At 64.6% G+C, this 25,663-nt stretch carries 21 protein-coding genes; 10 read left to right on the top strand and 11 right to left on the bottom strand.

The features are described 5' to 3' along the window. The first annotated feature begins 571 nt into the window (after positions 1-571). Both VZ068_RS03625 and VZ068_RS03620 read left to right on the top strand, forming a co-directional pair. Positions 572-1,630: a DUF1615 domain-containing protein gene (locus VZ068_RS03625; protein ID WP_349657639.1), complete on the top strand. Its 1,059-nt coding sequence runs from the start codon at positions 572-574 to the stop codon at positions 1,628-1,630. Positions 1,631-1,790: 160 nt separating this feature from the next. After that, positions 1,791-4,115, top strand: coding sequence for a DPP IV N-terminal domain-containing protein (locus tag VZ068_RS03620; protein WP_349656935.1), 2,325 nt, complete (start codon positions 1,791-1,793; stop codon positions 4,113-4,115). 317 nt (positions 4,116-4,432) lie between these two features. Here the strand turns inward: VZ068_RS03620 and VZ068_RS03615 are convergent, their stop codons facing one another. Both VZ068_RS03615 and VZ068_RS03610 read right to left on the bottom strand, forming a co-directional pair. After that, a complete protein-coding gene (locus VZ068_RS03615) occupies positions 4,433-6,403 on the bottom strand; it encodes a S9 family peptidase (RefSeq protein WP_349656934.1) in 1,971 nt (656 codons plus the stop codon). 179 nt (positions 6,404-6,582) lie between these two features. Beyond that, the gene (locus tag VZ068_RS03610; RefSeq protein ID WP_349656933.1) at positions 6,583-6,918 is read right to left on the bottom strand and encodes a DUF3817 domain-containing protein; all 336 of its coding nucleotides are present in this window, start codon (positions 6,916-6,918) and stop codon (positions 6,583-6,585) included. Between the two features lie 173 nt (positions 6,919-7,091). Between VZ068_RS03610 and VZ068_RS03605 the strand changes: the two genes are divergently transcribed. The 6 genes from VZ068_RS03605 (at position 7,092) to VZ068_RS03580 (ending at position 12,731) form a co-directional block, all read left to right on the top strand. Next, a complete protein-coding gene (locus tag VZ068_RS03605) occupies positions 7,092-7,730 on the top strand; it encodes a YiiX/YebB-like N1pC/P60 family cysteine hydrolase (protein WP_349657638.1) in 639 nt (212 codons plus the stop codon). 276 nt (positions 7,731-8,006) lie between these two features. Beyond that, complete coding sequence (locus VZ068_RS03600) at positions 8,007-8,945, top strand: alpha/beta hydrolase-fold protein (RefSeq protein ID WP_349657637.1); 939 nt, start codon at positions 8,007-8,009, stop codon at positions 8,943-8,945. 29 nt (positions 8,946-8,974) lie between these two features. After that, positions 8,975-10,288, top strand: a complete 1,314-nt coding sequence (locus VZ068_RS03595) for a M1 family aminopeptidase (RefSeq protein WP_349656932.1) — start codon at positions 8,975-8,977, stop codon at positions 10,286-10,288. Between the two features lie 333 nt (positions 10,289-10,621). Beyond that, positions 10,622-11,107, top strand: a complete 486-nt coding sequence (locus VZ068_RS03590; RefSeq protein WP_349656931.1) for a helix-turn-helix domain-containing protein — start codon at positions 10,622-10,624, stop codon at positions 11,105-11,107. A 25-nt stretch (positions 11,108-11,132) separates the two neighbouring features. After that, positions 11,133-12,059: a CPBP family glutamic-type intramembrane protease gene (locus VZ068_RS03585; RefSeq protein WP_349656930.1), complete on the top strand. Its 927-nt coding sequence runs from the start codon at positions 11,133-11,135 to the stop codon at positions 12,057-12,059. A 210-nt stretch (positions 12,060-12,269) separates the two neighbouring features. After that, entirely contained in the window at positions 12,270-12,731 is a 462-nt protein-coding gene (locus VZ068_RS03580; RefSeq protein ID WP_349656929.1) for a DUF4126 family protein, read from the top strand. A 93-nt stretch (positions 12,732-12,824) separates the two neighbouring features. Here the strand turns inward: VZ068_RS03580 and VZ068_RS03575 are convergent, their stop codons facing one another. The 5 genes from VZ068_RS03575 to VZ068_RS03555 form a co-directional block, all read right to left on the bottom strand. Beyond that, positions 12,825-14,012: a hypothetical protein gene (locus VZ068_RS03575; RefSeq protein ID WP_349656928.1), complete on the bottom strand. Its 1,188-nt coding sequence runs from the start codon at positions 14,010-14,012 to the stop codon at positions 12,825-12,827. A gap of 270 nt (positions 14,013-14,282) precedes the next feature. Continuing rightward, complete coding sequence (locus VZ068_RS03570; protein ID WP_349656927.1) at positions 14,283-15,257, bottom strand: glutathione S-transferase family protein; 975 nt, start codon at positions 15,255-15,257, stop codon at positions 14,283-14,285. A gap of 143 nt (positions 15,258-15,400) precedes the next feature. Beyond that, on the bottom strand, positions 15,401-16,180 hold the full coding sequence (locus VZ068_RS03565; protein ID WP_259155976.1) for an SPFH domain-containing protein: 780 nt from the start codon (positions 16,178-16,180) through the stop codon (positions 15,401-15,403). Positions 16,181-16,371: 191 nt separating this feature from the next. Then, entirely contained in the window at positions 16,372-17,358 is a 987-nt protein-coding gene (locus tag VZ068_RS03560; RefSeq protein WP_349656926.1) for an XVIPCD domain-containing protein, read from the bottom strand. Positions 17,359-17,361: 3 nt separating this feature from the next. Further along, positions 17,362-18,006 carry a hypothetical protein gene (locus tag VZ068_RS03555; protein ID WP_349656925.1) on the bottom strand — a complete coding sequence of 215 codons (645 nt, stop codon included), beginning with the start codon at positions 18,004-18,006 and terminating at the stop codon, positions 17,362-17,364. A gap of 392 nt (positions 18,007-18,398) precedes the next feature. Between VZ068_RS03555 and VZ068_RS03550 the strand changes: the two genes are divergently transcribed. After that, positions 18,399-19,988, top strand: a complete 1,590-nt coding sequence (locus VZ068_RS03550) for an SDR family oxidoreductase (RefSeq protein WP_349656924.1) — start codon at positions 18,399-18,401, stop codon at positions 19,986-19,988. 339 nt (positions 19,989-20,327) lie between these two features. Here the strand turns inward: VZ068_RS03550 and VZ068_RS03545 are convergent, their stop codons facing one another. Together VZ068_RS03545 and VZ068_RS03540 are read right to left on the bottom strand one after the other, a co-directional pair. Further along, complete coding sequence (locus tag VZ068_RS03545) at positions 20,328-20,645, bottom strand: hypothetical protein (RefSeq protein WP_349657636.1); 318 nt, start codon at positions 20,643-20,645, stop codon at positions 20,328-20,330. Positions 20,646-20,798: 153 nt separating this feature from the next. Then, entirely contained in the window at positions 20,799-21,719 is a 921-nt protein-coding gene (locus VZ068_RS03540; protein ID WP_259167516.1) for a hypothetical protein, read from the bottom strand. Between the two features lie 404 nt (positions 21,720-22,123). Here VZ068_RS03540 and VZ068_RS03535 point away from each other — a divergent pair, with 404 nt between their 5' ends. Beyond that, positions 22,124-24,157, top strand: coding sequence for an ankyrin repeat domain-containing protein (locus tag VZ068_RS03535; protein WP_349656923.1), 2,034 nt, complete (start codon positions 22,124-22,126; stop codon positions 24,155-24,157). Between the two features lie 130 nt (positions 24,158-24,287). Here the strand turns inward: VZ068_RS03535 and VZ068_RS03530 are convergent, their stop codons facing one another. Continuing rightward, positions 24,288-25,154: a hypothetical protein gene (locus VZ068_RS03530; RefSeq protein WP_349656922.1), complete on the bottom strand. Its 867-nt coding sequence runs from the start codon at positions 25,152-25,154 to the stop codon at positions 24,288-24,290. A 3-nt stretch (positions 25,155-25,157) separates the two neighbouring features. Then, positions 25,158-25,571 carry a hypothetical protein gene (locus VZ068_RS03525; RefSeq protein WP_349656921.1) on the bottom strand — a complete coding sequence of 138 codons (414 nt, stop codon included), beginning with the start codon at positions 25,569-25,571 and terminating at the stop codon, positions 25,158-25,160. Positions 25,572-25,663: the final 92 nt, after the last annotated feature.

Below are 25,663 nucleotides of genomic sequence, written 5' to 3'. Positions count from 1 at the left end.
CTGCGGCATCTGAGGGCACTCCCGTGGTCGGACAGCGGTGGAATCGCGCGAGCTGCACGGCAATGCGCGCGCTCGATGGCATACGGCTGCAAGGATGACCTGTGGAAGCGGCCGAGGCCGTGACAAGCTTTCATGGTCGAGCCCGTTATCGGCCGGAATATGCAAGTCTTGAATCGGGTGGATGAAGCGGTTGGCCGCGCCGGGTTGTCTGCATGCGAGGCCAGCAGGCCGTCGCGTCTTATGACGCGGCGGCTTTGCGGATCGGCGGGCGGTGGACGACGCTTGCTCGCGTCGCCGCGCTCTGCGGCGCCGCGCGGCGTGTAGCGGAGGCCGGTCACGTGCTGTCGATCGATGCGGGCTTGCCGCAGCACCCAGCGCACAGACACTTCGAGCGCCAGCACCACGCCACCGCCGTATCGGCACGATCGGGATATGCGCGGCGCAAACCTGCCTTGCCCGACCGCCCATGACAGACGCCACGGCGCAGCCACGTAAACTTCGGCACGGCAGCTGCCGCCCCTGATCGTCTGGAGAAGCCGTGACCTTGCCCCTGCACCGCCTGCTCACCCTGATGGCCGTCGCGCTGCTGACGGCCTGCGCCACCCAGGCACCGCGCGCGCCGCAACGCTCGCCGGAGGCAGTCAAGGCCGATATCGCGCGGCGCCTGCCGGCCAGCCTGCCCGACCGCGCGGGCTGGGCCAACGATGTCTACGTCGCGCTGTCGTCGCAGGCATTGGACACCAGCGCCGATCACATCTGTGCCGTGCTGGCGGTGACCGAGCAGGAGTCGACCTACCAGGCCAACCCGGTCGTGCCCAATCTCGGCAGGATTTCGCGCGCGGAGATCGACCGCCGCGCCAGCGCGCACCACATCCCGGCCTTCATGGTCGATGCCGCCCTGCGCATCTCCTCGCCGGATGGCCGCAGTTACGCCACCCGTATCGCCGCAGCGCGCACCGAGCAGGAGCTGAGCCGCATCTTCGAAGACTTCACCGGCAGCGTGCCGCTGGGCGCGCGCCTGTTCGACGGGCTCAATCCGGTGCACACCGCCGGGCCGATGCAGGTCAGCATCGCGTTTGCCGAACAACATGCCGCGCGCTACCCGTACGCGCCCGACAGCTCGATCCGCCACGAGGTGTTCAGCCGCCGCGGCGGGTTGTGGTTCGGCACCACCCATCTGCTGGGCTACCCCGCCAGCTACGACGCGCTGCTGTACCGCTTTGCCGACTTCAACGCCGGTTGGTACGCCAGTCGCAATGCCGCTTTCCAGGCCGCGCTGAGCAAGGCCAGCGGGATCGCGCTTGCGCTGGACGGCGACCTGCTCACGCCCGGCGCCAGCCTGGAGGCACCCGGCGGCACCGAGCGCGCCGCACGTGCGCTAGGCAGCCAGCTGGCGATGAGCGACCGGCAGCTGCGCCGCGCCCTGGAAGCCGGCAGCACCGCCGATTTCGAAGACACCGAGCTGTATCGCCAGGTATTCGCACTGGCCGAGCGCAGTGCCGGCAAGCCGCTACCGCGTGCCGTGCTGCCCGGCATCACCCTGGACAGCCCCAAGATCACCCGCACGCTGACCACTGCCTGGTTTGCGCAGCGGGTCAACGAGCGCTGGAAGCGCTGCATGGGCAAGTAGCCGCAGGTGCCGCGGGCCGCGCGGCAACGACGGCACCACGCCTGACACCTTCGTTCCGCAGCAAGGCACGACGTTTGGCAGGGTCGCTTGCCCTGCCCGCACACGTAGCATGCGAGGTTGCACCGCCGTTGTCGGCGCGCACCCTTTTGATGAGGTCCACATGCCTACACCGTTGCCGTTGCGCCACCTGCTCACCGCCCTGATGACCGCCCTGCTGCCCGCCGTGGCCAGCGCGCAGGCAGCGGGCGTGACTGAAGCCGATTACGCGCGTGCCGAGCGCCTGATCTACTACGCCGCGCAGCCGCTGGTGGACCACGCCGCCACCCGCATCGACTGGCTGGACGCCACGCATATGGTCTATGTCGATCACGATGCCAAGGGCAACCGGCTGCTGCAGCTGGATACCACCACCGGCAAGACCGCACCGATCTTCAAACAGTCCGCGCTGGTCGCCTCGCTCAATACGCTCCTGAAGACCGGCGACAAGCCGCTCAAGGCCGACACCTTCGCGCCGGTGGTCAAGGTCACCGCCGATGGCCGCTACCGCCTCAACGTGCGCGATACCGCCGTGGTCTGCGACGCGCGTGCGCGCTGCAGCAAGCTGTATGCGCAGGACAAGCCCGAACCGGGCGTGCTGTCGCCGGACAAGCGCAGCGAGGCCTTCATCCGCAACTGGAACCTGTGGGTGCGCGAGCTGGCTACCGGCAAGGAAACCCAGCTCACCCGCGATGGCGTGGAAAACTTCGGCTACGCCACCGACAACGCCGGCTGGCAGCACAGCGACAACGCCATCGTTGCGTGGTCGCCGGACTCGCGCAAGATCGCCACCTTCCAGCAGGACCAGCGCAAGACCGGCGACATGTACCTGGTCAGCACCAAGCTTGGGCATCCGGAACTGCAGTCGTGGAAATACCCGCTGGCCGGCGACAAGGACGTGACCATGATCGAGCGCGTCATCATCGACGTGCCCAGTGCCAGCGTGGTGCGGCTGAAGATGCCCGCCGACCAGCACCGCTCCACGCTGTGCGACGACGTCAGCTGCTCGCCGGGCCTGTGGGACGATGTGAAATGGGCGCCGGACAGCAAGACCCTGGCGTTCGCCTCGACCTCGCGCTTCCACAAGCAGGTCTGGCTGCGTATCGCCGATGCCGGCACCGGCGCGGTGCGCACCGCCTTCGACGAAACCGCCAAGACCTATTACGAAAGCGGCCAGGTCGCCGCCAACTGGGCCTACCTGCCCGGCAGCAACGAGGCCGTGTGGTTCTCCGAGCGTAGCGATTGGGGCCAGCTGTATCTCTACGACCTGGCCACCGGCAAACCCAAGCGCGCCATCACCACCGGCGAAGGCAACGTCACCGAACTGCTGCGCGTGGACCCGGTGACGCGCACGGCATGGTTTGTCGGCGTGGGCAAGGTGGCGGGCGTGGACCCGTACTACCAGCAGCTGTGGAAGGTGAGCCTGGACGGCGGCGAGCCGGTGCTGCTCACGCCCGAGGTCGCCGACCACAGCATCGCGCTGTCACCCGATGGCAAGCGCTTTGTCGACACCTATTCCACCTCGGTCACGCCGCCAGTGAGCGTGCTGCGCGATGCCGCCGACGGGCGCACGCTCAGCACCATCGCCACCGCCGACATCAGCCGCCTCAAGGCCGCCGGCTGGGTGCCGCCGGAGCCGATCACGGTCAAGGCGCGCGATGGCAAGACCACGCTGTACGGGCTGATGTTCAAGCCCAGCAACTTCGACCCGGCACGCAAGTACCCGGTGATCGACTACGTCTACCCCGGCCCGCAGACCGGCTCGGTCCGCGGCCGCAGCTTCCTGGCCGGCCATGGCGACAACCAGTCGCTGGCCGAACTGGGCTTCATCGTCATCGCCATCGACGGCATGGGCACGCCGTGGCGCTCCAAGACCTTCCACGACACCTGGTACGCCAACATGGGCGACAACACCCTGCCCGACCAAGTGGCCGCGGTGAAGGAACTCGGCCAGCGCTACCGGTGGTTCGACACCAGCCGTGTCGGCATCTGGGGGCATTCGGGCGGCGGCAATGCCTCCACCGCCGCGATGCTGCGCTACCCGAACTTCTTCAAGGTGGCCTGGTCGGAAAGCGGCAACCACGACAACCGCGGCTACGAGGACGACTGGGCCGAGAAGTATCACGGCGAGCACATCGTCAACAAGGACGGCACGTCCAACTACGACGACCAGGCCAACGCCACCCACGCCAGCAAGCTCAAAGGCAAGCTGATGCTGGTGCACGGCACGCTGGACGACAACGTGCCGCCGTACCTGACGTTGCTGGTCGCCGATGCGCTGATCAAGGCCAACAAGGACTTCGACATGCTGATGCTGCCCAACGCCAAACATGGCTACGGCGAGCTCACTCCCTACGTCGCCCGCCGCCGCTGGGACTATTTCGTGCAGCACCTGCTCGGTGCCACGCCTCCGGCGCAATATCAAATGAAGCCGATGCCGGAGAAGTAAGCGACGCTGGATGCGGCATCGTCGACCATCGACGGTGCCGCGCGGTCGAGCCATTGAACCGGGAGCGCAGGGACAGCGGCGATGCAGCTGGCCTGCGCCGTCGTGCCGCCCCGGTCATGGGCACCACCAGACCCCCAAGAACCGTAGGAGCGGACCCGGCCGCGACGCCTTACCCGCGCACGCAAACGCCGCAACACCGCATCGCAAAAGATGGAGGCGCGCACACCGCAGTTGACGCATCAAGCTGCATGCATCATCACCGCAGGCACGCTAGATCATGCGCCCCATCAGGCAACACCTGATGGAACGCCAACCCCTTACTTCGCGGTCCCGCCACCCAGCTGCTTGCTCAAGAACGCCAGCAAGCGCGTGTAGTACTCGCGCCGATGCGCCTCGGTGTAGAAGCCGTGGCCCTCGTTGGGGAAGTACAGCGACTCCACCGGTACGCCGGCCCCCTTCAAGGCGCGCTCCATGGCCTTGGTATGTTCGATCGGCGCGCGCTCGTCCTTGCCGCCGGCCGCCAGAAACACCGGCACCTTGATCTGCCGTGCCAGCGTCACCGGCGAGCGCGCGGCCAGGGTGTCGCGTGCGCCCAGCCAATCGACCGTCCAGTTCCTGGCCCAGCGCGCGGAGCGCCCGGTATCGCGTGCCATCATGTCCAGATCGTAGACACCCACATAGCCGGCCGCGCAGCGATACAGCGCCGGCTCCCTGGCCACGCCCATCAGCGCCGCATACCCGCCGTAGCTGGCGCCATAGATGCAGATGCGCGATGCGTCGGCAATGCCTTCGCCGATGGCCCAGCGGGTGGCATCGGTGACATCGTCCTGCATGCGTCCGCCCCACTCCCTGGCACCGGCCTGGGTAAATGCATAGCCGTAGTTGGCCGAGCCGCGGTAGTTGACGCGCAGCACTGCGTAGCCGGCTGCCGCCAGCAGCTGGGTGTCGTCATCGAATTCCCACTTGTCGAAGATCCCGAACGGGCCGCCATGCGGCATCACGATCAACGGTCGTGGCGTGCCGGCTTGCGCATGCAATGGCTGGGTGAGATAGCCATGCAGCAACAGGCCATCGCGCGCCTTGAAGCTCACCTGCCTGGTCGCCGGCACGCCATCGGGCGCAAACCATTCGCGGCGGCTGAACACCCGGTCGGCCTTCTTGCTGACCGTGTCGAACAGGTAATAGTCACCGTTGTTGCGATCGCTCCACACATACACCAGCACCAGGCGGCGGTCGCTGGTGGCCGAGGTGATATAGACCGCGTTGCCGTCGAAGGCCTTTTCCAGGCTGCGGTACAGCCTGGCGGTGGGCGACGTCTCGTCGAAGAAACGATTGCGCACGCGATCGCTCATGTACGACGCACCGATCGGCGTGGTGCCATCCAGATCGCGCAGGATGCGGTATGGGTCCACGGTATCGTCGTGCAACAGCGGTGTCGTCTTGCTGGTTGCCGGGTCCCACGCTACCAGCACATCTGTACCGGCCGCCTGCTCCACCTGCAGATACGCGCGGCTGCCATCGGCGGAAAACCCCAGCGGAAACTGGCGCTGCTTGCTGCTGGCCGCATCGTTGATGAGCCGCCACGGCGCATCGTCGCTGTCGCGGTAATACAGCTTGCTGACATTGCTGATGTCCAGGCCGTTGGCAAAGCGGATACGCCCTTGCTGATCGGTCACAAATCCTGCCCGGCGTACCGGCGAGGTGGCAACGGTCGTGCGCCGGCCGGTCTGGATGTCCAGCTTGTCGATGCGGACGTTGGGATCGCCCACGAACGGAACCGCCGACACCAGGATGTTGCGCGCGTCGCCCGGCAAGGTATCCAGCATGTAGGTGGCCGGGTCCAGGTCCATCTTCAACTGCGCGCCGTTGATGTCCGGGTTGGTGCCGTACGGGCTGGCCAGCAGTCGAGCATTCTTGCCGTCGGCATCGATGGCATGCAGCTGGCCGATCGCCACCGGCTCGTCGCGCGAGCCCAGCCGCTGCGCCATCGACACCACGATGCGCTCATCGCTGGCCCACCAGAAATCGTCCACCACGCTGTTGACGCCGCCGGTGACCTTGGCCGTGGCCACCTTGTCCTGCCGCCGCACGATGCCCAACACGGTGCGATCTTCCAGCGGCATGGTCAGTGCGAAGTACGCACCGGACGGCGAAATCTTGATCCGCTCGAACTGATCGCTCTTGAGATACGGCACCAGATCCACGCTCTCCGGCGCGCCCTGCGCGTATCCCGGGCTCGCCACTCCCCACGCCAGCACACTCAGCACGCCCATCATCCAGTCACGCATATCGCCCCTACGATCTGTCCTTGAGAGGCGCATGGTGGCAAACGAGCGCTGCCGCGTCTACGCGTACGCGATTCCCCGCACGGGATTGCAACGCAGAAACTGCACGCACATTGGCTGGTGCGGCGCGCACCGAACCTACACCGATCCGCGTTGCAAGTGGGCGACCCGCATGCAACACCTCAACCTGCCAACGGCGGCCGCTGGCCAAGCAAGCCGATACGCCGGAACCACATCTCCAACGGCACCGTCACCAACGGCGGCAGCGCGGCCAGCAAGCTCAGCGCCCAGGCCCACCACGGCCAGCGCAGCCGCAGCGCGGCGAGCACGCTGACCAGTACGTAAAACAGAAAGGCACCGCCGTGCAGGCGACCGAACAGCCACACCACCGCCTCGGTGGTCTGTGTGCCGTACTTGAGCAACATGCCGAGCAACAGCCCGGCCCAGGTCACGCCTTCGATCAAGGCGGCAACCGCAAACAGCCGCCCCATCGGCGACAACGTAGCAGCAGAACGCATGCAACACTCCAGTGGACACAAAGGATTGCCGCGACGCGATGGCGGCGGCGACGCCCGCTGGCAGCGGCAGTTTACAGGTCAGCGACGTCGATGCGTGGCGCTGCCGGCACGCAAGCGGCCCGCTGCCCGGCGCAGCGGGCATGCATCCCGGCGATAATGCCGGCACTGTTGTCCTGAAAGCTCAGACCATGCGCATTGCCCCGGTGCTGTTGTTGCTGCTGATCGCCTTATTGCCCGGCACCGCGCTTGCGCTGCGGGTGCACGATGGCGACCTGCTGTTCGTTACCGCGGCACGCACCGGCCTGAGCGGCGCCATCGACGACGCGACCGCCACACGGGGCGAGCTCAGCTTCGACCATGTCGCGCTGGTGGCGCATGCCGGCGATACGCAGGTGGTGCTGCATGCGGACGAACATGGCTCGCGCGAGCAACCCTTGCAGGCGTTCATCGATGAAGCCACCGCCAGGCACCGGCAGGTCGTCGTGTACCGGCTCACCCCCGAGCATCGCGTTGCCATCTCCGATGCCATCGCGCAGGCGCGGCGCATGCTCGGCAAACCGTACAACCAGACCTACGTGCAGGACGACAACAGTTATTACTGCTCGGACTTCATCGAGCGCGCCTTCCGCGCACATCACGTGTTTGCGCTGCAACCGATGAACTTCAGGAACCTGCAGACCGGTCAGGTGTCGCCATACTGGACCGAGTTCTATCGCAGCAAGGGCATGGCCGTGCCGCAGGGCCTGCCCGGCACCAATCCGAACGATATGGCCACGGCCGCGGCGTTGCGCGTGGTTGGTCGTCTGAACTGAGCAAGTGTGCTCCCGGGTTTTCGATGATTCCGCGGGCGCTCAAGTTCTTCGAGCGTCGGGAACCTGGCAGCGGCCCGTGTTATACGTTGCCATGTCAGTCGCGTCTTCCGGCAATGCTGGCATCGTCGATGTCGGCACGCACCCAACGCGACAGAACCGGCACGCGCGGTCCGCCACGTATCGACAGCCAGCTCTCGTCTGCACCGCTGCAACGGCACCACGCTTCACCACATGCAGGAGGCTGTATTGAACAAGCTGTTATCGGCTGGATTGGGACTGTTGCTACTGATTGGCTGCGGCAAGGCACCACCGCCAGCACCGACACCCACTGCCGCAGCGGCACCAGCGTCCACAGCGCGTACGCCCGCTCACGCGCCTGGTGGCCAGCGTGGCGATGGTCAACCGTATGAACTGGCCGATACCCAGGTCTGGGATGTGCCCGATCCGGCAACAGGTCGAACCTACCAGGTCTTCGTCGCGCTGCCACGTGGCTATGCGGACAATCCGCAGCGCCGCTACCCGGTGCTGTATGCCACCGATGGCGACTATGCGTTTCCACTGGTCAAGCAGATCGCGCGTCGTTTGAACGGCGAAGGGCCGGCCATCGCCGATTTCATTCTGGTCGGGCTGTCCTACGCCGTCGGCGACGAGCCCATGCCGAGCCGCAGACGCGATTACACGCCCACACCGGAGGATGGCCCGGGCGCAGCGCCGGTTGCCACCCACGGCAAGGGTGCCGACTACATCCGTTACCTGCGCGATCGCGTACTGCCGTTCGTTGCCAACCGTTACCGAACCGACGAACAGCGGCGCCTGTATCTGGGGCATTCGTACGGCGGCCTGCTGGGCACGCAGATCCTGTTGAGCACACCGGACATGTTCGCCGGCTACATCCTGGGCAGCCCTTCGTACTGGTATGGCGAGCACGCGATGGTGGCGCAGGAGGCAAGCTTTGCTGCCTCGCATACCGACCTGCCGGCACAGGTCTACATGTACGTCGGCGAGTACGAGCAAGTGCGCTATCACCAGAATCACGACATGGTCGTCGACGCACGGAACATGGCGCAGGCACTGCGCGAACGACACTATCCGTCGTTGCATGTCGAGCTGGAAGTTCTCAACGACGAGGACCACCTGACCATCGGGCCACGCGGCGCCACGCACGGCTTGAAGGCCTTGCTCGGGATAAAAACTCCTGAGGTGAGCCAGCAGTGACACATCGGGTACTGGCGGGATACAAGGTCGTGGTTGCACTGCTGGCACTCGCATCGTCTTCGCTGATGGCCGCAGCGCCGACGCTGCCGGGCGCAGGGTTCGAGGTGGAGCGCTATCACGTGCAGTTGCGCCCGGACCTCTCCACCACCGCGCTCTCCGGCGCACAGCGCATTCGCCTGCGCAGCACGTCCGACCACCTCACCCAGCTGACGTTCTCGCCTAATGCACTGCAGATCCTCTCGGCCGAACTGAATGGTCAGCCGATCGCAACGACCAGCACCGCCGAAGGCATCACGTTTGCGTTGCCGACCGCGCTTGCCAAAGGTGACCGTGCCTGGCTCACCTTCAAGATCGTCGGCGTGCCGGCGCAGGGAGTTGTCCGCGCAGCCAGCGGCTTCTACACCAGCTACTTCGCCTGCGACTGGATGGTCTGCCTGCAGGACAGCCCCGGCCAGAAAGCGTCTTTCTCTCTGGATCTTTTTGTTCCTGCCGGCATCGAGACGCTGAGCATCGGCGCAGCCTTGCCCCGGCAGGAGCTTTCGAACGGCCTGGTGCTGCACCGCTGGCGCTCTACCAGGCCGTACTCGGCCTATCTGTTCGGATTTGCGGTCGGGAACTTCTCGCAGCAGTCATCCAATACCACCGCTGGTAGGTTCGTCTATCTCGATGGCACCGGTCAGGCTGCGAACCTGGCCACTGCATTCCAGCAGACACCATCCATTGCCGCATTTTTTGCGAACGCGGCAGGCGTATCACTGCCGGATCGTCGTTACACCCAGCTCCTGGTCCCCGGACAGGAGGCACAGGAAGCGGCCACGTTCTCGCTCATCGGTGCGCAAGAACTGCAAGACGAGCAGGAAGATGCCACCTCGGCATGGATCATCGCGCATGAAATGGCGCATCAGTGGTGGGGAAATCTTGTCACCTGCGCGTCGTGGCAGGACTTCTGGTTGAACGAGGGCATCACCACGTTCATGGTCGCCGCGTGGAAACAACACGCCTTTGGCGATGCGACGTACCAGCAGGAGCTGGATGAAGCACGCCGCCGGCTTGCCATTGCCCGTGACGCCGGCTTCGACAAACCGCTTGCCTGGTCGGGCCAGTATCCTTCGTTACGTCTCCGCCGCGCCGTGCAGTACAGCAAGGGCGCGCTATTCCTTGCGCAGTTGCGGCAAACGCTTGGCGAACAGGCGTTCTGGGCGGGCATGCGCCGCTATACGCGGGATAATGCGGGCAAAACGGTCGTCAGTCACGATCTTCAGTCGGCAATGGAGCGCTCCAGCGGGCGCGATCTTTCAGTGCTGTTCGCGCAGTGGGTGTATGGCGACAACGTGGGCGGCTGACGCCAGCCAACCAGCGCCAACAAGCCCTACCTGCTTTGCGGCAACGTCGTACGCAAATCCACCCTGGCCCTGCTGTACAAGGTCGAGTGACCCCCAAGCCAGATGAGTGCGGCGGCGCCAGTGTGATACGTGCGCCGCCCTTCATGCCAGGCCATCTGCACAGCCGGCGGTCCACGACCGATCAGCGGGCTATCGGCACGCCCCATGTTCGTTCGCCCGATCCCGCGATCCCACGTGGCGACGCCGATGAAGCCGCACCCGTCGTCAGCACCGGCTGATGCCCCATACTTCCGGCACATGGCGTAATTGCAACAGCGCTTATACATTTGATCCATGAGTTCCCCACCCCCTACCCTCGGCACCCTGGTCCGGCACCTGATCGAGCTGCTCGACGGCGACCTGGAGGCGGTCTACGCCGCATCCGGCCTTGCCTGGCGACCCCGCTATACGCCCGTGCTGCGTGTGCTCATGCGGCTTGGCCCGACATCCATCAAGGGGCTGGCACAGGAGATCGGCATCACCCACTCCGCCGCCAGCCAGACCGTGGCGCAGATGGCCAAGCAGCGTCTGGTCGCACTCAAACCCGGTGCAGATGCACGCGAGCGCATCGTGGTGCTCACCGCCAGAACGAAGCAGATGATTCCAGCCTTGCAGCATCAGTGGGCAGCGACCAATGCAGCAGCCGCGCAACTGGATATGGAGCTGTCGGTGCCGCTGTCGGCAGTGCTTGCAGAAGCCATCGCCGCGTTGAACCAACGCTCGTTTGCAACCCGCATTTCCGCGGCAGCGACCGCACTTTCCAGCACGCCCACCCCATAGCCGACGCATCTACAAGGAGTCGCATATGCATGCAACGACGCAATCCACGGGCACGGTCGCGGTATCCGCAGGAACACTGGCCCCGCATCCCATCGCGCTGGGCGATGACGGTGTCTTGCGCCCTGGACGGCTGCGCTGGCTACGCGCATGCGGCTGGACGATCGTCCTGTTCTTCCTGGTCGCCATCCCCACCGGCGTGGTGACGCGGTTTCTGGGAGGGTTCTGGCCAAAGACCAATAAGCCGGTGCAGTTCGCCGTCAGCCTGTTTGGGGCGCTGGTGGCACTTTGCATCTACACACTGGCAGTGCGCTTGGCCGAAAAACGCACGCCGTCGGAAATTGCGCTACCTGCGATGCTGCCGCAGTTGACCATCGGCCTGTTGGCAGGTGCCGCGATGTTTTCGGTGGTGATGGGCATCATGGCACTATTCGGCCTGTACGACATCCAGTGGATCGGTCCGGCATCGGCGTTGACACCGCTGCGTAAGGCGCTGCAAGCCGGTGTGGTGGAAGAGCTCATGATGCGTGCAGTGCTGCTGCGTCTGGTGTGGCGTGCATTCGGCCCGTGGATCGCGTTTGCGGCGTCATCGGCGGTGTTCGGCTTCAGCCATCTGGGCAACCCGAATGCCACGGTATTTGCGGCAATCTGCATCGCACTGGAAGCCGGGGTCATGCTGGGCGCCTTCTACGCGCTCACCGGCCGTCTGTGGATGTCGATCGGTGCGCATATCGCCTGGAACTTTACCCAGGGCTATCTGTTCGGCGCCGCCGTCTCGGGCATGGCAATGGGCCCGGCGATCGCGCGCAGCACGCTCAACGCCACGATGCCGGAGTGGCTCACCGGGGGCGCATTCGGCCCGGAAGCATCGCTACCCGGCATGCTGGTCTGCCTGGCAGTCGGCCTCACGCTGGTGTGGCTGGCGTGGCAACGGGGTCAGTTCGCCAGGCATTGATGGGCGCGCGCATCGCAGCGTGCTGCCGATGCGCGCATCACCTCTTGCCGCTGCCCTCCATGCGCGGCACCACTGGCAGGTCGCGACCACTGCGTGGCCTGCACAACGTCTTGCCAAGTTCCACACATGTCGGCACCTAGTGTGTACGGCACGACAGCGTGCCGCGCAGCGCATCCCGCCTGCGATGGTTGCGCACATGCAGAGGTGCACATGGCGTTGATCCATTCCATTTTGATGAGCGCCGTGGCCGGCATGCGCTCGATGACCCCACTGGCCGCCGTGGCCAATGCTGCACGCACCGGCAAGCTTCCCGCCGACAATGGCGCGCCCGCATTGCTCGCCAATCCCCTCGCGTCGGCCGGCATGCTGGCGCTTGCCGGTGGCGAGCTGGCCGGCGACAAGATGAAGACCGCCCCCGACCGCATCGTGCTGCCCGGCATGATCGCCCGCATCGCCACCGGGGTCATCGTCGGCACGGCGCTGGCACCGCGCGAACAGCGCGGCATCGCGGCATTGCTCGGCGCCACCACCGCGGTTGCCGCCGCCTATCTCACCTTCAATGCGCGCATGCGTGCGATCGAGCGCTATGGCCAGACCAGCACCGGTGTCGTCGAAGACGCCATCGCGGTGGGTGCAGCGACCTTGATCATCCGGGATGCAGCCAGGCAGTAGTTGCAGCGTAAGCTGCACGCAGATATCGCACGAAGGCCTGTTGGCACCAACAGGCCATGACAGCTGCAGCAGCGCAGATGCCGCATCGCCCAGCTAAGGCTGGCCGCCTGATTCGTCCACTGCATGCCAGCCCTGCTGGATGCTCCATCTCCACTGGCCTGGCTGCTCATCGCACCCTTTGGGCTTGACCACGCAGGCGAGCGATTGACCGTCTTCGCCCCAGAGCAGCACGGGATTGCGTCCGCAGATCAGCAGTCCGCTGGGCTGGTCATCGACCATCAGCTCCAACCAGGGCGACAACAGCGGCTCCAACGGATCGTCGAGTGCCATCAGGCTACACGGCAGATACGCGACCAGCGTCAATGCCGGCGCTCCCGCCGGAGCGACTGGAAGCTCAACCTCCCGTCGCCGTCTGGCATGGTCCGCGTAGCTCTCTGGAATCCTGAGATCTGCCATGTCGACCATCGGCTCACTGACTGAATGCGCAAGCAGGTCCTCGGTCGCGGCCGACAGCATGCAGCCGTCTTTGTCGATCCGGCTACCCCAGCCTTCGACATGCGTCTGCGTTACCCGATGGAGATCGACAAAGGTTTCGACCTTGTTGCAGCGATAGACCCGTTGCGCATGGCGGTCGTAAATCAACAGCCCCCACGCGCCGGTCGTTGGCATGGGCGACACGAAGTAGCGCCCATCCGGTGAGTACGCCGTCGATGCGCCTGCACCAAACACCACGCTGCCATCCGGGAACAGATAGTCGTACTGCAGCGGCGCGCTATTGCGCGGCTCATGACAGCCGACGATACGCAGGCGTCCACCTTCCGGTGTCGATGGCGCTGCATCCGACCGTCCCCTGCCACGCGGCCTTTCGATACCATCGATCCGTGTCAGCGTCGGGCCGGGGTCGTCATGCGCACTGGCCAGGCGAGCGATCCTCTCCCACGCTCGACCGACCAGCGCAAGCGCAACAAAACACACGCCTGCCAGCAAGACACCCGTGACAATCGCATCGCTCCGCTCCGCTGCGCCAGTGCGACGCTGGCACCGACACAGGCTCCCAGCCACCAGACCCACGTGAGGTGCACCGCACCACTCAGCCTGTTCTCCCCCCCATTGCGCGAGCATCGTGCCGAGCAGGTAGACCCAGACACACCCGAATGGCAGAAACAATGCGATCCCAAGCGGCACCATCAGCGCAAGCGCACCGATGATGCGTCGGACGAGTACGTTTGAGCTCGGCTGGGACCCATCCGAGCGCGGCTGCCGGCCCGGAGTCATATACAACGGGGTGCCAGCGCGTCGTCGACCCGTTCGCACCCACAGCACATCCGATTGCCCTTCCGGTACAGCCACAGGGTGCGACCGCTGCCTGTGTGACTGCCGGCAGACGCGTGCGTATCGACGGCATTCCCGAAGACCACATCGCACAACCTGCGGATGAGCGCGATCTGCCCTGCACCCACCACCGTATCGTCGGGCACGTCTGCCTTCGGAAGATCAAGGCAGCGCAGCATACCCGCAACACGGACGATCAGGCGGCCTCTCACCGGCGTCTCAACCACCACGCCCATGCGGTGCATGCAGGTCCAGCACCGGCCCCATCGGCACGATACCGGTCGGGTTGATGGTGGCGTGACTCTGGTAGTAGTGGCCCTTGATGTGCTGAAAATTCACGGTGTCTGCAATACCCGGCATCTGATAGAGCTCGCGCAAGAAACCGGACAACTGCGGATAGTCGGCAATCCGTCGCAGGTTGCATTTGAAGTGCCCGACATACACCGCGTCGAACCGTACCAGCGTGGTAAACAGCCGCCAGTCCGCCTCGGTGAGGACGTCGCCGCAGAGATAGCGATGCTCGCCCAGGCGCGCCTCCAGCCAATCCAGCGTCTCGAACAGCGGCACCACCGCTTCTTCGTAAGCCGCCTGCGTGGTGGCAAAGCCCGCCTTGTAGACGCCGTTATTGACGGTGTCGTAGATCCGCGTATTGAGCGCATCGATCTGCTCACGCAGCGGAGCTGGATAAAAGTCCCCTTCGGCCGCACCAACCGCGTCGAAGGCGCTGTTGAACATGCGGATGATGTCCGCCGACTCGTTGCTGACCACCGTGTTGCGCTCGCGGTCCCACAGCACCGGCACCGTCACGCGCCCGGTGTAACGCGGATCGGCGTTGAGATACACCTCATACAACCGCTTGGCATGGTGAACCGGATCGGCGATCACGCCCGGACCAGGATCGAACGTCCAGCCCTGGTCGCGCATCAACCAGTTCACGACCGATACGTCGATCAGCGACTCCAGCCCCTTGAGGCGGCGAAAGATCAAGGTGCGATGCGCCCACGGGCACGCCAATGACACATACAGGTGATAACGCCCCGCCGCCGCCTGAAATCCGCCCTTCCCATGCGGTCCGGCAGAGCCATCGGCTGTCACCCAGTGACGAAATTGCGATTGCGACCGTTCAAAGCGCCCATCGCTCTTGTCGGTGTCATACCAACGATCTTGCCACTTTCCATCGACCAGCAGGCCCATGGTGTCTCCTTGTACTCACGACAAGCAGTCACCGTAGCCCAGCCATGTTGGAAGGCACGTGAGCAGCCCGCCATCACGGCGAGCACGCCTGTCGCGCAGTTGCCTCATCAGGTTGCAACCCAGTCCCTGGTGAGGCCACCCAGCTAGCGCGCGATCACGGATGTGCCGGAAGGCACCATGTAGCAGGCCTGCGCTTTCTTGCACGCCTCTGCATTGAGTTCGGCGATCTGGCTGGCCAGATATTGTTCCGGGGTCAGCCCCATGCGATTGCGGTATGCATTGTCGGCATCGGCCTTGGCGACCTGCTCCTGTTCACGCTGTCGCTCGGCCGTGGTGGCCTCGACGAGCGTCTTGACCCGCTGCTGCTGGGCAGCGGTCAGGTTCATCTGCTGCAGGACATCCGGGTTGGGACGCGCGCGGCCCAAGGTGATGTTCTGGATCTCGATCGGCAGCTGCTGCTCCTTGACCAGGGCGCGAACGTTCTGCGTCACCGAATCGTCGATTTTTCTGGCGGTATCGGGATCGCTCATCATCTTGGTCATGTCATAGCGCTTGACCTGGTCGCGCACGATGGATGCGTATTGGCTGGCGACATTGTTCTTGAACCAATCCTGCCCGAAGCCGGACAGCAACACTGCCGGTGCGGTGATCCGGTACTGAATCTGCGTGGAGAAATCCAGCAGGATATTGTCGCTGGACGAAAAGTCGTCGAAGGCCACCTGCACGGTCTGCGGCGTCACATCCACATAGGTGGCGGATGTAGTCAGCCACGCATACGTCCGACCCGGGTCACGCACGTCGTCCAGGCGGATTCCGCCTTTACCGAACAGCATCGGTTTATCCACCAACACCGCTTTCTGGCCCGGGTCGGGCGACACCACCGTACACGCACACAGCAAGCCTGCCAGCCCACTGGCAAGCATGGAATTCTTCATCGATGTCCCCTGAATGTCCGGGCGCCTATGCGCCCGGTGGGTGAAAGACTACCCAATCGTCCAGGCGATCGCATCCCTGCGCTCGGCATGGGATCTGCTCAAACAGCAGATCCCCGTAACCGGCTCACCCTCACGTCGTTCCATCAATCGCGGCGGCCGCCTTGCCGGAAGAACCCGTCTCACGTCATCCGGTGCTGCGGTGCAATCGCTTGCTCCCGTAGTTGCTCCAGCTGCTGTGACTGCTGCTGCGTTTCGCCCAAGGACTGCAGCTGCGCCAAGGAGTGGGCGACGGGCTGCGCGATCGCATCACCGGTTCTCATGTGCGCCATCTTGTGCACTGGATCGTTCAGAGCTCCCTCCACAACAAACACGTTCTCGCCTTGCCGCGCCTTAGCTGTGTTTTCGCTCAATACAACATGATCGATCCGCGACAGCCCGTGCTCCCTGGCCAAGGACGCGGAGCTGGCCGCCAGGCGTGCGCTATTTTCGTCGTACTCCCTGCCAAGCCCTTGCTCAAGGCGGCGCACTGCCTCCTCGGCCTGGCGATGCAGCGGGTCTATCGGCGTGCCATCAGCAACCAGGCGACCGGTATCGGCCTGTGTCTGGTTATCGGACAAGATGAGTTGCCACAGGTCCCGCTCAGGCTTGGGGTGTCGCACCTCCCTATTCAACTCACTCTCCGGAAACGGCGCCTTGAGATTCTGAATTTCAGGCTCGTTATGCAGCACCTTCGGCTCGCCTTCATAGCCTTTGATGCCTCCGAGAACGGTCTGGCGATAAAGGCCAGCATGATTCAATGCGGCCCAGCTGAAGTCGACACACGAGTTGGAAAACGTGTCGTATCTCATGTCGAAGCCGTGCTTTGCAGGGTCGGCTGCAAACTCTCGAATCCTGTCGTACTGATCCTTGCTGATTTCCATCGTTCTTGCGTACTGAGGGTCCCTGTAATTTTCTACATCTTTTCCGGACACTTCCCCCGGGATGTCGTCCGAATCACTCCGCTGCGCTCTGGGCCTTGCGCTTGGTGCAAAGCCGAAGCTTTCATGGACATCGCCGTGGGAGGTTCCCAGATACATGTGTCCGGTGAAGGATGTTCCCCCTTCCTTCAGCGGCGTACCGGGGGATGCAAGATAAATTGTGAGAAGGTAAGGGTCTTCCTTGGCCATGACTTATTTCCCTTTATTGAAGTAAGCAACAATCAGCTCAACATTTTTTGCATTCAAATCCGGCCGGTCACCGCGGAGCTCAACAACAAGGCGATATCTCCCGGGCACAGCCCTTTGCACCTGGGCCAGACTGAGCACGCCATACACCGAGCGCTGGTCGAGAAGTCCGGCATCCTTGAGCATTGCACTGTCTACGCTGGTCGATGTGGTAGCAGACACTTCACCACTTTCGGCAACGGGAAGTCGATGGCTCAAGTCCTTGCTGATACGCGTCAGTGCAATCTGCACAGGGGCTGCGCCATCCACGCGCGTCAGATGCAATCTCGCATGGAACTCTCCATGGTTGATCGAATCCTTGATCTCGTACATGGAAGTCGCATCCGCCGCCCACACGCGCAGGCCCAGCATCAAATCAGCAGATGCACCAGGGCGAGGCGGCGGAAGATCAAACTCCAGATCCGCGATCGTGCCGGCCTTGTCCAGGGCAACGGGGCGCGTTAGTGGGACCACAGTTCGCTTCGCGGCCGCTTCGCGGCTGATCGGGGGCGCCGGATTCGACTGCTCTGGAGCAGCGCCGCACGCAGCCAATCCCGTCATCGCCGCGACAAGGGCAAACCGGCAAAAATACTGAAGCGCAAATGCTGGCATGGCGGGTCCTTCCTGTCTGGACGTGGTGTGGGTCTCCCACAGAACCGTGTTGCCGGCCCCATGTCCGGCCGATTCTAAAGGGTGCCAGCGCGCCGATGAGGGAAACCAGGCACCCGCATGCGGCATCAATACACCTGGTTGGCAGCAACAGCCGACCCCTGCACCTTCGGGGCTATCGTAGCCACCAGTTGCTTGGGCGTCGCGGCGGCAACTCGGCCCCTACACCCCCATCGATTGGCGCCACGGCCCCACAATCGGCGAAAATGCCTGCGCTGCGGCCGATCGCTTGCCCCCAGCTGGCAGCCTGCCGCCGTTCTCGCCGGCCCCCTTCCCGCTTTCTGGCAGCCGGCCGCCCCCGCCACGCCCCTGTACCGCTTCTTTCCGGATCTACCTTGAACACCACTGCCCCGCCCTTGCCCGCCAACGACGACCTGCCGCTCACCGACCGCCTGCGCGCGGCGCTGGACCTGCTGGAGGCCATCGAGGCCGACCGCAGCGTGCTCGACACCCTGCCCGAGGCCGACCGCGTGCGCCTGCACCAAGTGGTGGCCAAGGTCTATCACCCCGAGCCCAAGGCGCGGCGGCAGTTGCTCAAGCAGCGCGAGCGCGAGCGGCATCAGGAGAAAGTGCGCAAGGCCGAGGCGCTGCTCGAGCAGCGCGGCATCCGCGCGTTGCGGCGCAAGCCGGTGTTCAGCACGCCAAACTTTTTCCCGCCGCATGCTGCCGGTCTGCACGACGCGCATAACGGCCAGAACGCATCCGCAACGCCGGAGCCGCTGCATTCGCCCGAACTGCGGCACTGCTACGTGTGCAAGCAGAAGTTCACCCAGCTGCATCACTTCTACGATCAGATGTGCCCCGCTTGCGCCGAGCTGAATTTCTTCAAGCGCACCGAAACCGCCGACCTGCGCGGTCGCGTGGCGTTGCTGACCGGTGGACGGGTCAAGATCGGCTATCAAGCGGGCCTGAAGCTGTTGCGCGCCGGTGCCGAGCTGATCGTCACCACGCGCTTTCCACGCGATTCGGCCGCGCGCTACGCGCAAGAGCCGGATTTTGCGCAGTGGGGCCATCGCCTGCAGGTCTTCGGCCTGGATCTGCGCCACACCCCCAGCGTGGAGGCGTTCTGCAGCCAGTTGCTGGCCACGCGCGAGCGGCTGGATTTCATCATCAACAACGCCTGCCAGACCGTGCGCCGCCCGCCGCAGTTCTACGCGCACATGATGGCCAACGAAACCGCCGCGCTGGATGCACTGCCGGACACCGTCCAAAAGCTCATTGGCCATTACGAAGGACTGCGCACGCCCGAGCCATTGCGCGACGCCTCGGCCACCGCACTGCCTGCCGTGCACGGGCGCGGCCTTGCCGATGCCGATGGCCTCACCCGCGCCGCCGAGCTGTCGCAGGTCGCGCTGCTGGACGACGAGCTGGTGGGCCAGGAGCACCTGTTCCCCGAAGGCCGTCTCGATCAGGATCTGCAGCAGGTCGACTTGCGCGGTCGTAATTCCTGGCGCCTGCTGATGGCCGAAGTGCCATCGGTCGAGTTGCTGGAAACGCAGCTGGTCAACGCCATCGCGCCGTTCATCATCAACGCACGCCTCAAGCCGCTGATGCTGCGCACACCCGAGCGCGACAAGCACATCGTCAATGTCTCGGCGATGGAAGGCCAGTTCTACCGCAACTTCAAGACCACCCGTCACCCGCATACCAACATGGCCAAGGCCGCGTTGAACATGATGACGCGCACCTCGGCGGCCGATTATCAAAACGACGGCATCCACATGAACAGCGTCGACACCGGTTGGGTCACCGACGAAGATCCGGCCGACATCGCCGCGCTCAAGGTGCAGCAGGAGCGTTTTCACCCGCCACTGGACATCGTCGACGGCGCCGCCCGCATCGTCGACCCGATCATCCACGGCTTCAATACCGGCGAGCACGTGTGGGGGCAGTTCCTGAAGGATTACGCGCCGACGGATTGGTGAGCGGTTCGACTGCCGGCACGCGTCGCGTCGATGCGATGCGTGCCGGCACACCACATCAACAGACGCCGACTGGAAATGAGAAGTCGTATTGCTTTGGGAGATGGGCATCCGCCGCAATATGCAGTTGAGACACGCGGCCGTCGTCAGTGCGCCCTGCCCGCTCGCCGACAGGGAATCCGCCACGGCAGCATGGTGAGGGAACACCGACGATGCCGGCTTCAAGACGAACGCCTTATGCCGAAGACTGGCGCAATCGCAGGCCTGCAGGACTAACGCAGCGCCGAGGGACGCGCAGCAACTGCGCTACCGCTCACATCGCATGCGCCGAACCGGCAGCGCTCAGCGACGCAACCGCAGCGCATCCTTGTTGGCCTGCGCCCTCGCAAGCACATTGGCCGCCACGATCACCTCAGGCAGCTCCTGTCGGAATGCGTCAACCTGCTCGGCTGGCACCTCGCCTGCAAAGCTGCCCCCGTCGAAGACCGGCCTGGCCTTCATGAAGAACCCGTCGCGCCCTTGTACGACGAAGTTGAAGCAAGCCTGCCACCGCGGATCGGGATTGCCCGTCAACTCGACAGTCACCTTGATGCTGGAGCGCCCCGTGCTACCGGGCGCGACGGAGACGGCTCGCGCCGTGATCTGGTTCCCACTGTTCATGGCCGCGATGATCGGCCCCGGCATGTCGGTGCACCGTGATCCACTAAACCGCTCAAGTACCGAAAGAGCACCTTTGCTCGCCTGCCGACCGCTCACGAACCCGGCATTGACGCCGGACGTCAGCCTGGATCGCCACTCTCGCGCAGCGCTGGCTCAATAGCGCAGCGCCTCCGCCGGTGGTGCCACCGGCGCAAACCGCGCCTTGCTGAAGTCATGCAGCAGCCGAGCCGCCTGCTCGCCCTCCTCGGGACAGCGCCGGAAATCGCTTTTGCACAATCGATACAGGCAGCCGCCCCGCGCGTACACCAGGTCGCCGCCGTCCCAGTCGGCCCAGTCGGTCCCGGGCAGGTCCACCAGCACGACGCCCTCGCGATCCAGTACGCGGTGATCCAGCGCATACCAGGCGTCGTTGCGGGTTCCCACCGCATGCAACGCCGATTGCAGTCGGCGCCCGCCACTGCCGTCCTTCTCCCACACGCGTGGCCGCGCAAAGCGATAAAGCACTCCGCTTCGCAAACCGCCGCGTTGGCCCTCACCGGTGTCGATCGTTCGCCAGCCATCGCGCTGCCGCAACATGCTGTCGATCGGCTCGTCTTCGCCACCGCCCGACCATTGCCCGACTGGCCGCACCGTCATCCCGTGCTTCAGACCGAAGCCGGTCGGCAACGGAAACGGCTCGCGGCCTGCCTGCGGGCGATGATTCAACAGCAGCGTCTGCTCGTCCTCGAACACGCCGCCACCACCCCACGCGTCCCCTTTGGGCCACAGCGCCAGCGCGGTGAAGAACGGCGGGCGCGACAGCGCAGTCCAGGTTCCGAAATCGCCCTTGTGCTTGGCCGCGAAATACACCAACAGCCGCCCCGACGGCGACAGATCGCAACGCCGTTCGTAGATGCGGCCCTTGAACCATTGCCCGTGGGCGAACGTATCGGTACGCAAATCCCAGGCGATCAACTGCACCTGCTTGCTGGGCCCGCGCCGGAAGATCACACCGCTTCCCCCGTCGCGCGCCAGCAGGGCATACAGCCGCGTAGCCGGGGTGAACCTGTCTTCCATCTGCGATGTCGATGGCATCTGCATCCTCCGTGGATTGACGTTGCTCCCGCACCGATGCAGTTCAGCCACATCTGGCTGCAGGCAGCACGTATCGCAGCCGCCGCACGGTGTCGTGCCGATTATCGAGCCCAGGCAACAGAGCGCAAGGTCTGCGCTGCAGGCATTCCTGGGTCGCGTCCTGGTGTACCGCTCGCGCTTTGCTTGCTGCCGGGCGCCGATCCCCTCGCGGGTTATCCTTTGCCCCGCACGCAGCTGTCTCTTCCGCCTTCTGCGAGGAACCGCACCTGAGCAAGGTCACCCGTCGTCAGTTTCTCGAAGCCGGCCTCCTCGCCGTGGCCACAGCGGGCGTACCCGGAGCCTGCGCCAAGCAGGACACCGCCCTGCACACACGCTGGACCCAGTGGCAGGCGAAATGGCGCTGGATGGAAGCCATCGCCCGCAAGCGCCACTGGCGGGTGACGCCGTTGCGGATCGCCCCGCCTGCGACCGAGCGGCAGCTGGTCGCGCTAGAACGCCGCCACCGCATGCCGATCCCCGCACAACTGCGCCATGTCCTGCGCGAGCTGTCGGCGCAAGTGAGCTTCGGCTGGTCTGTGCCCTCGCACCTGCGCGCGATGGAACAACAAGACCTGCCGTCGATGAGCTGCAACCGCGACGCGGTGTGGAGCCTGACGCATATCGATACGATGGCCCTGCCGGTGTTTCTGGACTGGAAGCAGGAGCTGGCCACGCGCGACCTGTCCGAGGCACCCAACAGCCCCGCAATGTGGGAACACCAGTTCGCTTTCTACAGCCTCATCAACGGCGACTGGCTGACCATCGACACCACGCATGCGGATCCGGCCAGGCAACCGGTGCGCTATTTCTCGCACGAGCTGGAGATGCTGCACGGCCTGGCGCTGGCGCCGGACTTCTTCAGCTTCATCACCCAGATGTCGGCGCTAGGCATGGCCGGCACCGAATGGGCCTCGTGGATGCGCTTCGGCAACGGCCAGAAAAACGACACCTTCTACCTGGACGCCCGCAGCGAAGGCGCCAAAGCGTGGCTGGCCTGGCTGCAGCGCGACCCGGCACAGCCCGGCAACGACACACCGCCGTTGCCGGTGGTGGAGCGCAGCGCGGCCGATCGCGCATTGCTGGATGCGGCACGTACCGATTCGCTCGTCGGTATCGAGGCGGCCTTGCTGGCAGGCGCCGTCCCCGACTGCACGCCGGACAGCGACTGGCTGAGCGAGCACATCGCCACCGATCAGGAATTTGCCACCGCCATCAATTACGCCACCCGGCACGACAACCCGGTCATGATCGAGCGCCTGCTCAAGGCCGGCGCAACGCTCAATACACGGCTGCTGCCGCTCAATACCGCGGTCAAGCACAGCACGCTGGCCACCGTGCGCTGGCTCATCGCGCACGGCGCACGCGTCAACGGCTGGACCAATCAGCGCTACTGGCCGTTGCACGACCTGGTGGTCACCCGCGGACCCATCGCCGCGATGACCCGCGCGCAATACCGCCAGCACCTGATCGACAGCACCAGCATCGGCAGCCTCGACTCACTGGATGCCATGATCGCCCAAGCCAAGGACGCACAGACCCGCGAGCGCTATCGCGCCGCCAAGCGCGGCCTGCAGCAGGCCAGCCAGGAGGCGGTGAAAGATGTCGACGGCAAGCTGCACAACCACCTCAGCCTGCAGAACTATCTGGACATGCTGGAAACGCTGCTGGATGCCGGCGCCGACCCGGACGCACGCTGGGACAACGGCACCACCATGCTCGGCTGGGGCGGCGTGGCCACCGCACGCGTGCTGCTGGCGCACGGCGCCGATCCCAACGCGCGCGATATCCACGGCACCACGCCGCTGCACACCGCCAGCACCGGCGAAAAGGTGCGCGTGCTGGTCGCCGGCGGCGCCGACATCAACGCACAGGCCATCGCGCAAAACCCTGACGACTCCCTGCACTACACCCCGCTGCAATCGGCGCTGCTGTCCCACACGCTAGCCGGCAACAGCCCCATCACCGCGCTGCTGGAACTGGGCGCCGATGCCACCCGCAACGCGGCCGATGGGCGCTCATCGCTGGCCTATTGCTTCCAGCCGGACTTGCTGCGCCTGATCATGAGCAAGGGGCTGGACCCGCTGGCCCTGCAACCGGGCGAGCAGACCTTGTTGCATAACCTCACCGCCCATCACTGGCTACCGCGCCACACCTTCCCGAAGGAAGTGGCCTTTCTCGATTTTCTGCTCAGCCTGGGGATCGACATCAACGCGCGCGACGCCAGGGGCCGCACCCTGCTGCACTACGCCGCCGAACAGGAAAGCAACGATGAGAGCACGCCCAACTACGCGCTTGTCCTGGCGAGGGGCGCCGACCAGACCATCAAGGACAACGAGGGAAAGCGCGCCGTTGACCTGTTTGCCGATTCGTTGCAGGCGGCGCGTGCGGCATTACGGTGAGCGTCACGCGTTGACCATTACCGGGACCAGACATCACGCGTCAACAGGCGCGCGCCGGCCTTCCCTTGATGACTGAGCCGTCGAAGGCATCACGTCGGCAGCACCTACCACCAGCCTCCCACTGAGCCGCCTAGCGTCCAGGCGCAGGTGTTTGTTGTGCAGCCTGTGATTGCGCTTGGTCGTAGGCCTGGACGGCATTGTGCTGATCGGCGGTGTAAACACTCTGCCGCATATCAGGTGCCGGAGTGGTCGCGTCTACCTGCGCACGAAATCCTGGCGTCTTGCCAGACACGAAGATGTGGTCGTCACGCAGGACGGCGCCTGCGAGCTGGTCGACCCGTTCCACACCCGCCTGCTTTGCGGCAATCATGACCTCGGCCACCTTGGTGTCGGACACCGATGCAGGCAGCTGCCCACGCAGCGTATTGAAATACGCACGATCCGGATGCGTGTCTGGGAACCTGTCATGCTGCTGGTCCTGCAGGCGCGATACATCCTTGTTGATCCGGTCAACATCGCCGCTGGTCACGAGATCACGCTGAGGATCTCCCTGGGGCCGCGCCAGGCGTGGATCGTCGGGAAACAGCTGCCTGAGCCGCGGATCGTTCAAACCGGTCGCCAGATCGCCCTGGCGCAGCGCAGCGTAGGCCTGTCGCGCCAGCTCATCTCGCCCGGAGGTCTGATCGCCAAGCCGGCGACCGGCTTCGTTGTTCCATAGATCCATGCGATGTTCGTAGGGATCATTTGGATGGGCTGGCCCAATCTCGGCATCATCCCCGAACCTGCGTGCGATCCATTGCTGACCTAACGCAAGCTGGGTGACACGGCCGCTGGTATACGCATGCCGAAAGGCATCGAGCTCTTCGTTGTGCCCCTGCGATTGGAAGGTGCCATCGGGACGCTTTGCCAAGGTGATGCCGCTCAGATGTTCGTAGTGCCGATAGGCTTCCTGCTCAATCTGACGCTTGGCACCCTTCGGATCGGTGATATCGACCATGGCTTAGCCTCCCTGCGCCGCCTTCTGAAACTCGATAGGCCCTTGATAGCCCGGATACTTCTTCTTGATCAGGATGCGGTCGGATGGCGTGACACAGCTGTCCTCCAGGGAATTGCTCACATGTGCCTCATCCACGAAGAACTCTTCATAGGGCAACGGCAGCACGGATGTCTCTCCGTCGCGATCGAACTTCAGCAACAGGCTGTCATCGCGCTCGAAGCACAGCGTCTTCCAAGGGAAATCGGTCAGCTTGCCGGCTTCGACCACAGCCGAGTCCTTGCCGGCCAGCAGCGTCACAACATGCTCGGAGAACTGTTCTTTTGAGATTGGCGGCTCGGTCATGGCGCATCCTGCAAAGGTGGCAATGACCACTGCGGCCGATGCCGAAACGTAAGAACGGAAGATAGCGAATGACATACGGCGCGGCTCCTTCCTGCGGTAGAGCGATGTTTTACCAGAAGCGCAATGCACGCGCATCTTGGCAGGATTAGCGACGTGCCCTCCTGATA

This window comes from Xanthomonas sp. 10-10 (assembly GCF_040182365.1).
In the GTDB taxonomy this organism is placed as follows: Bacteria; Pseudomonadota; Gammaproteobacteria; order Xanthomonadales; family Xanthomonadaceae; genus Xanthomonas; species Xanthomonas arboricola_F.
This window is presented reverse-complemented; position numbering and strand designations above follow the sequence as displayed.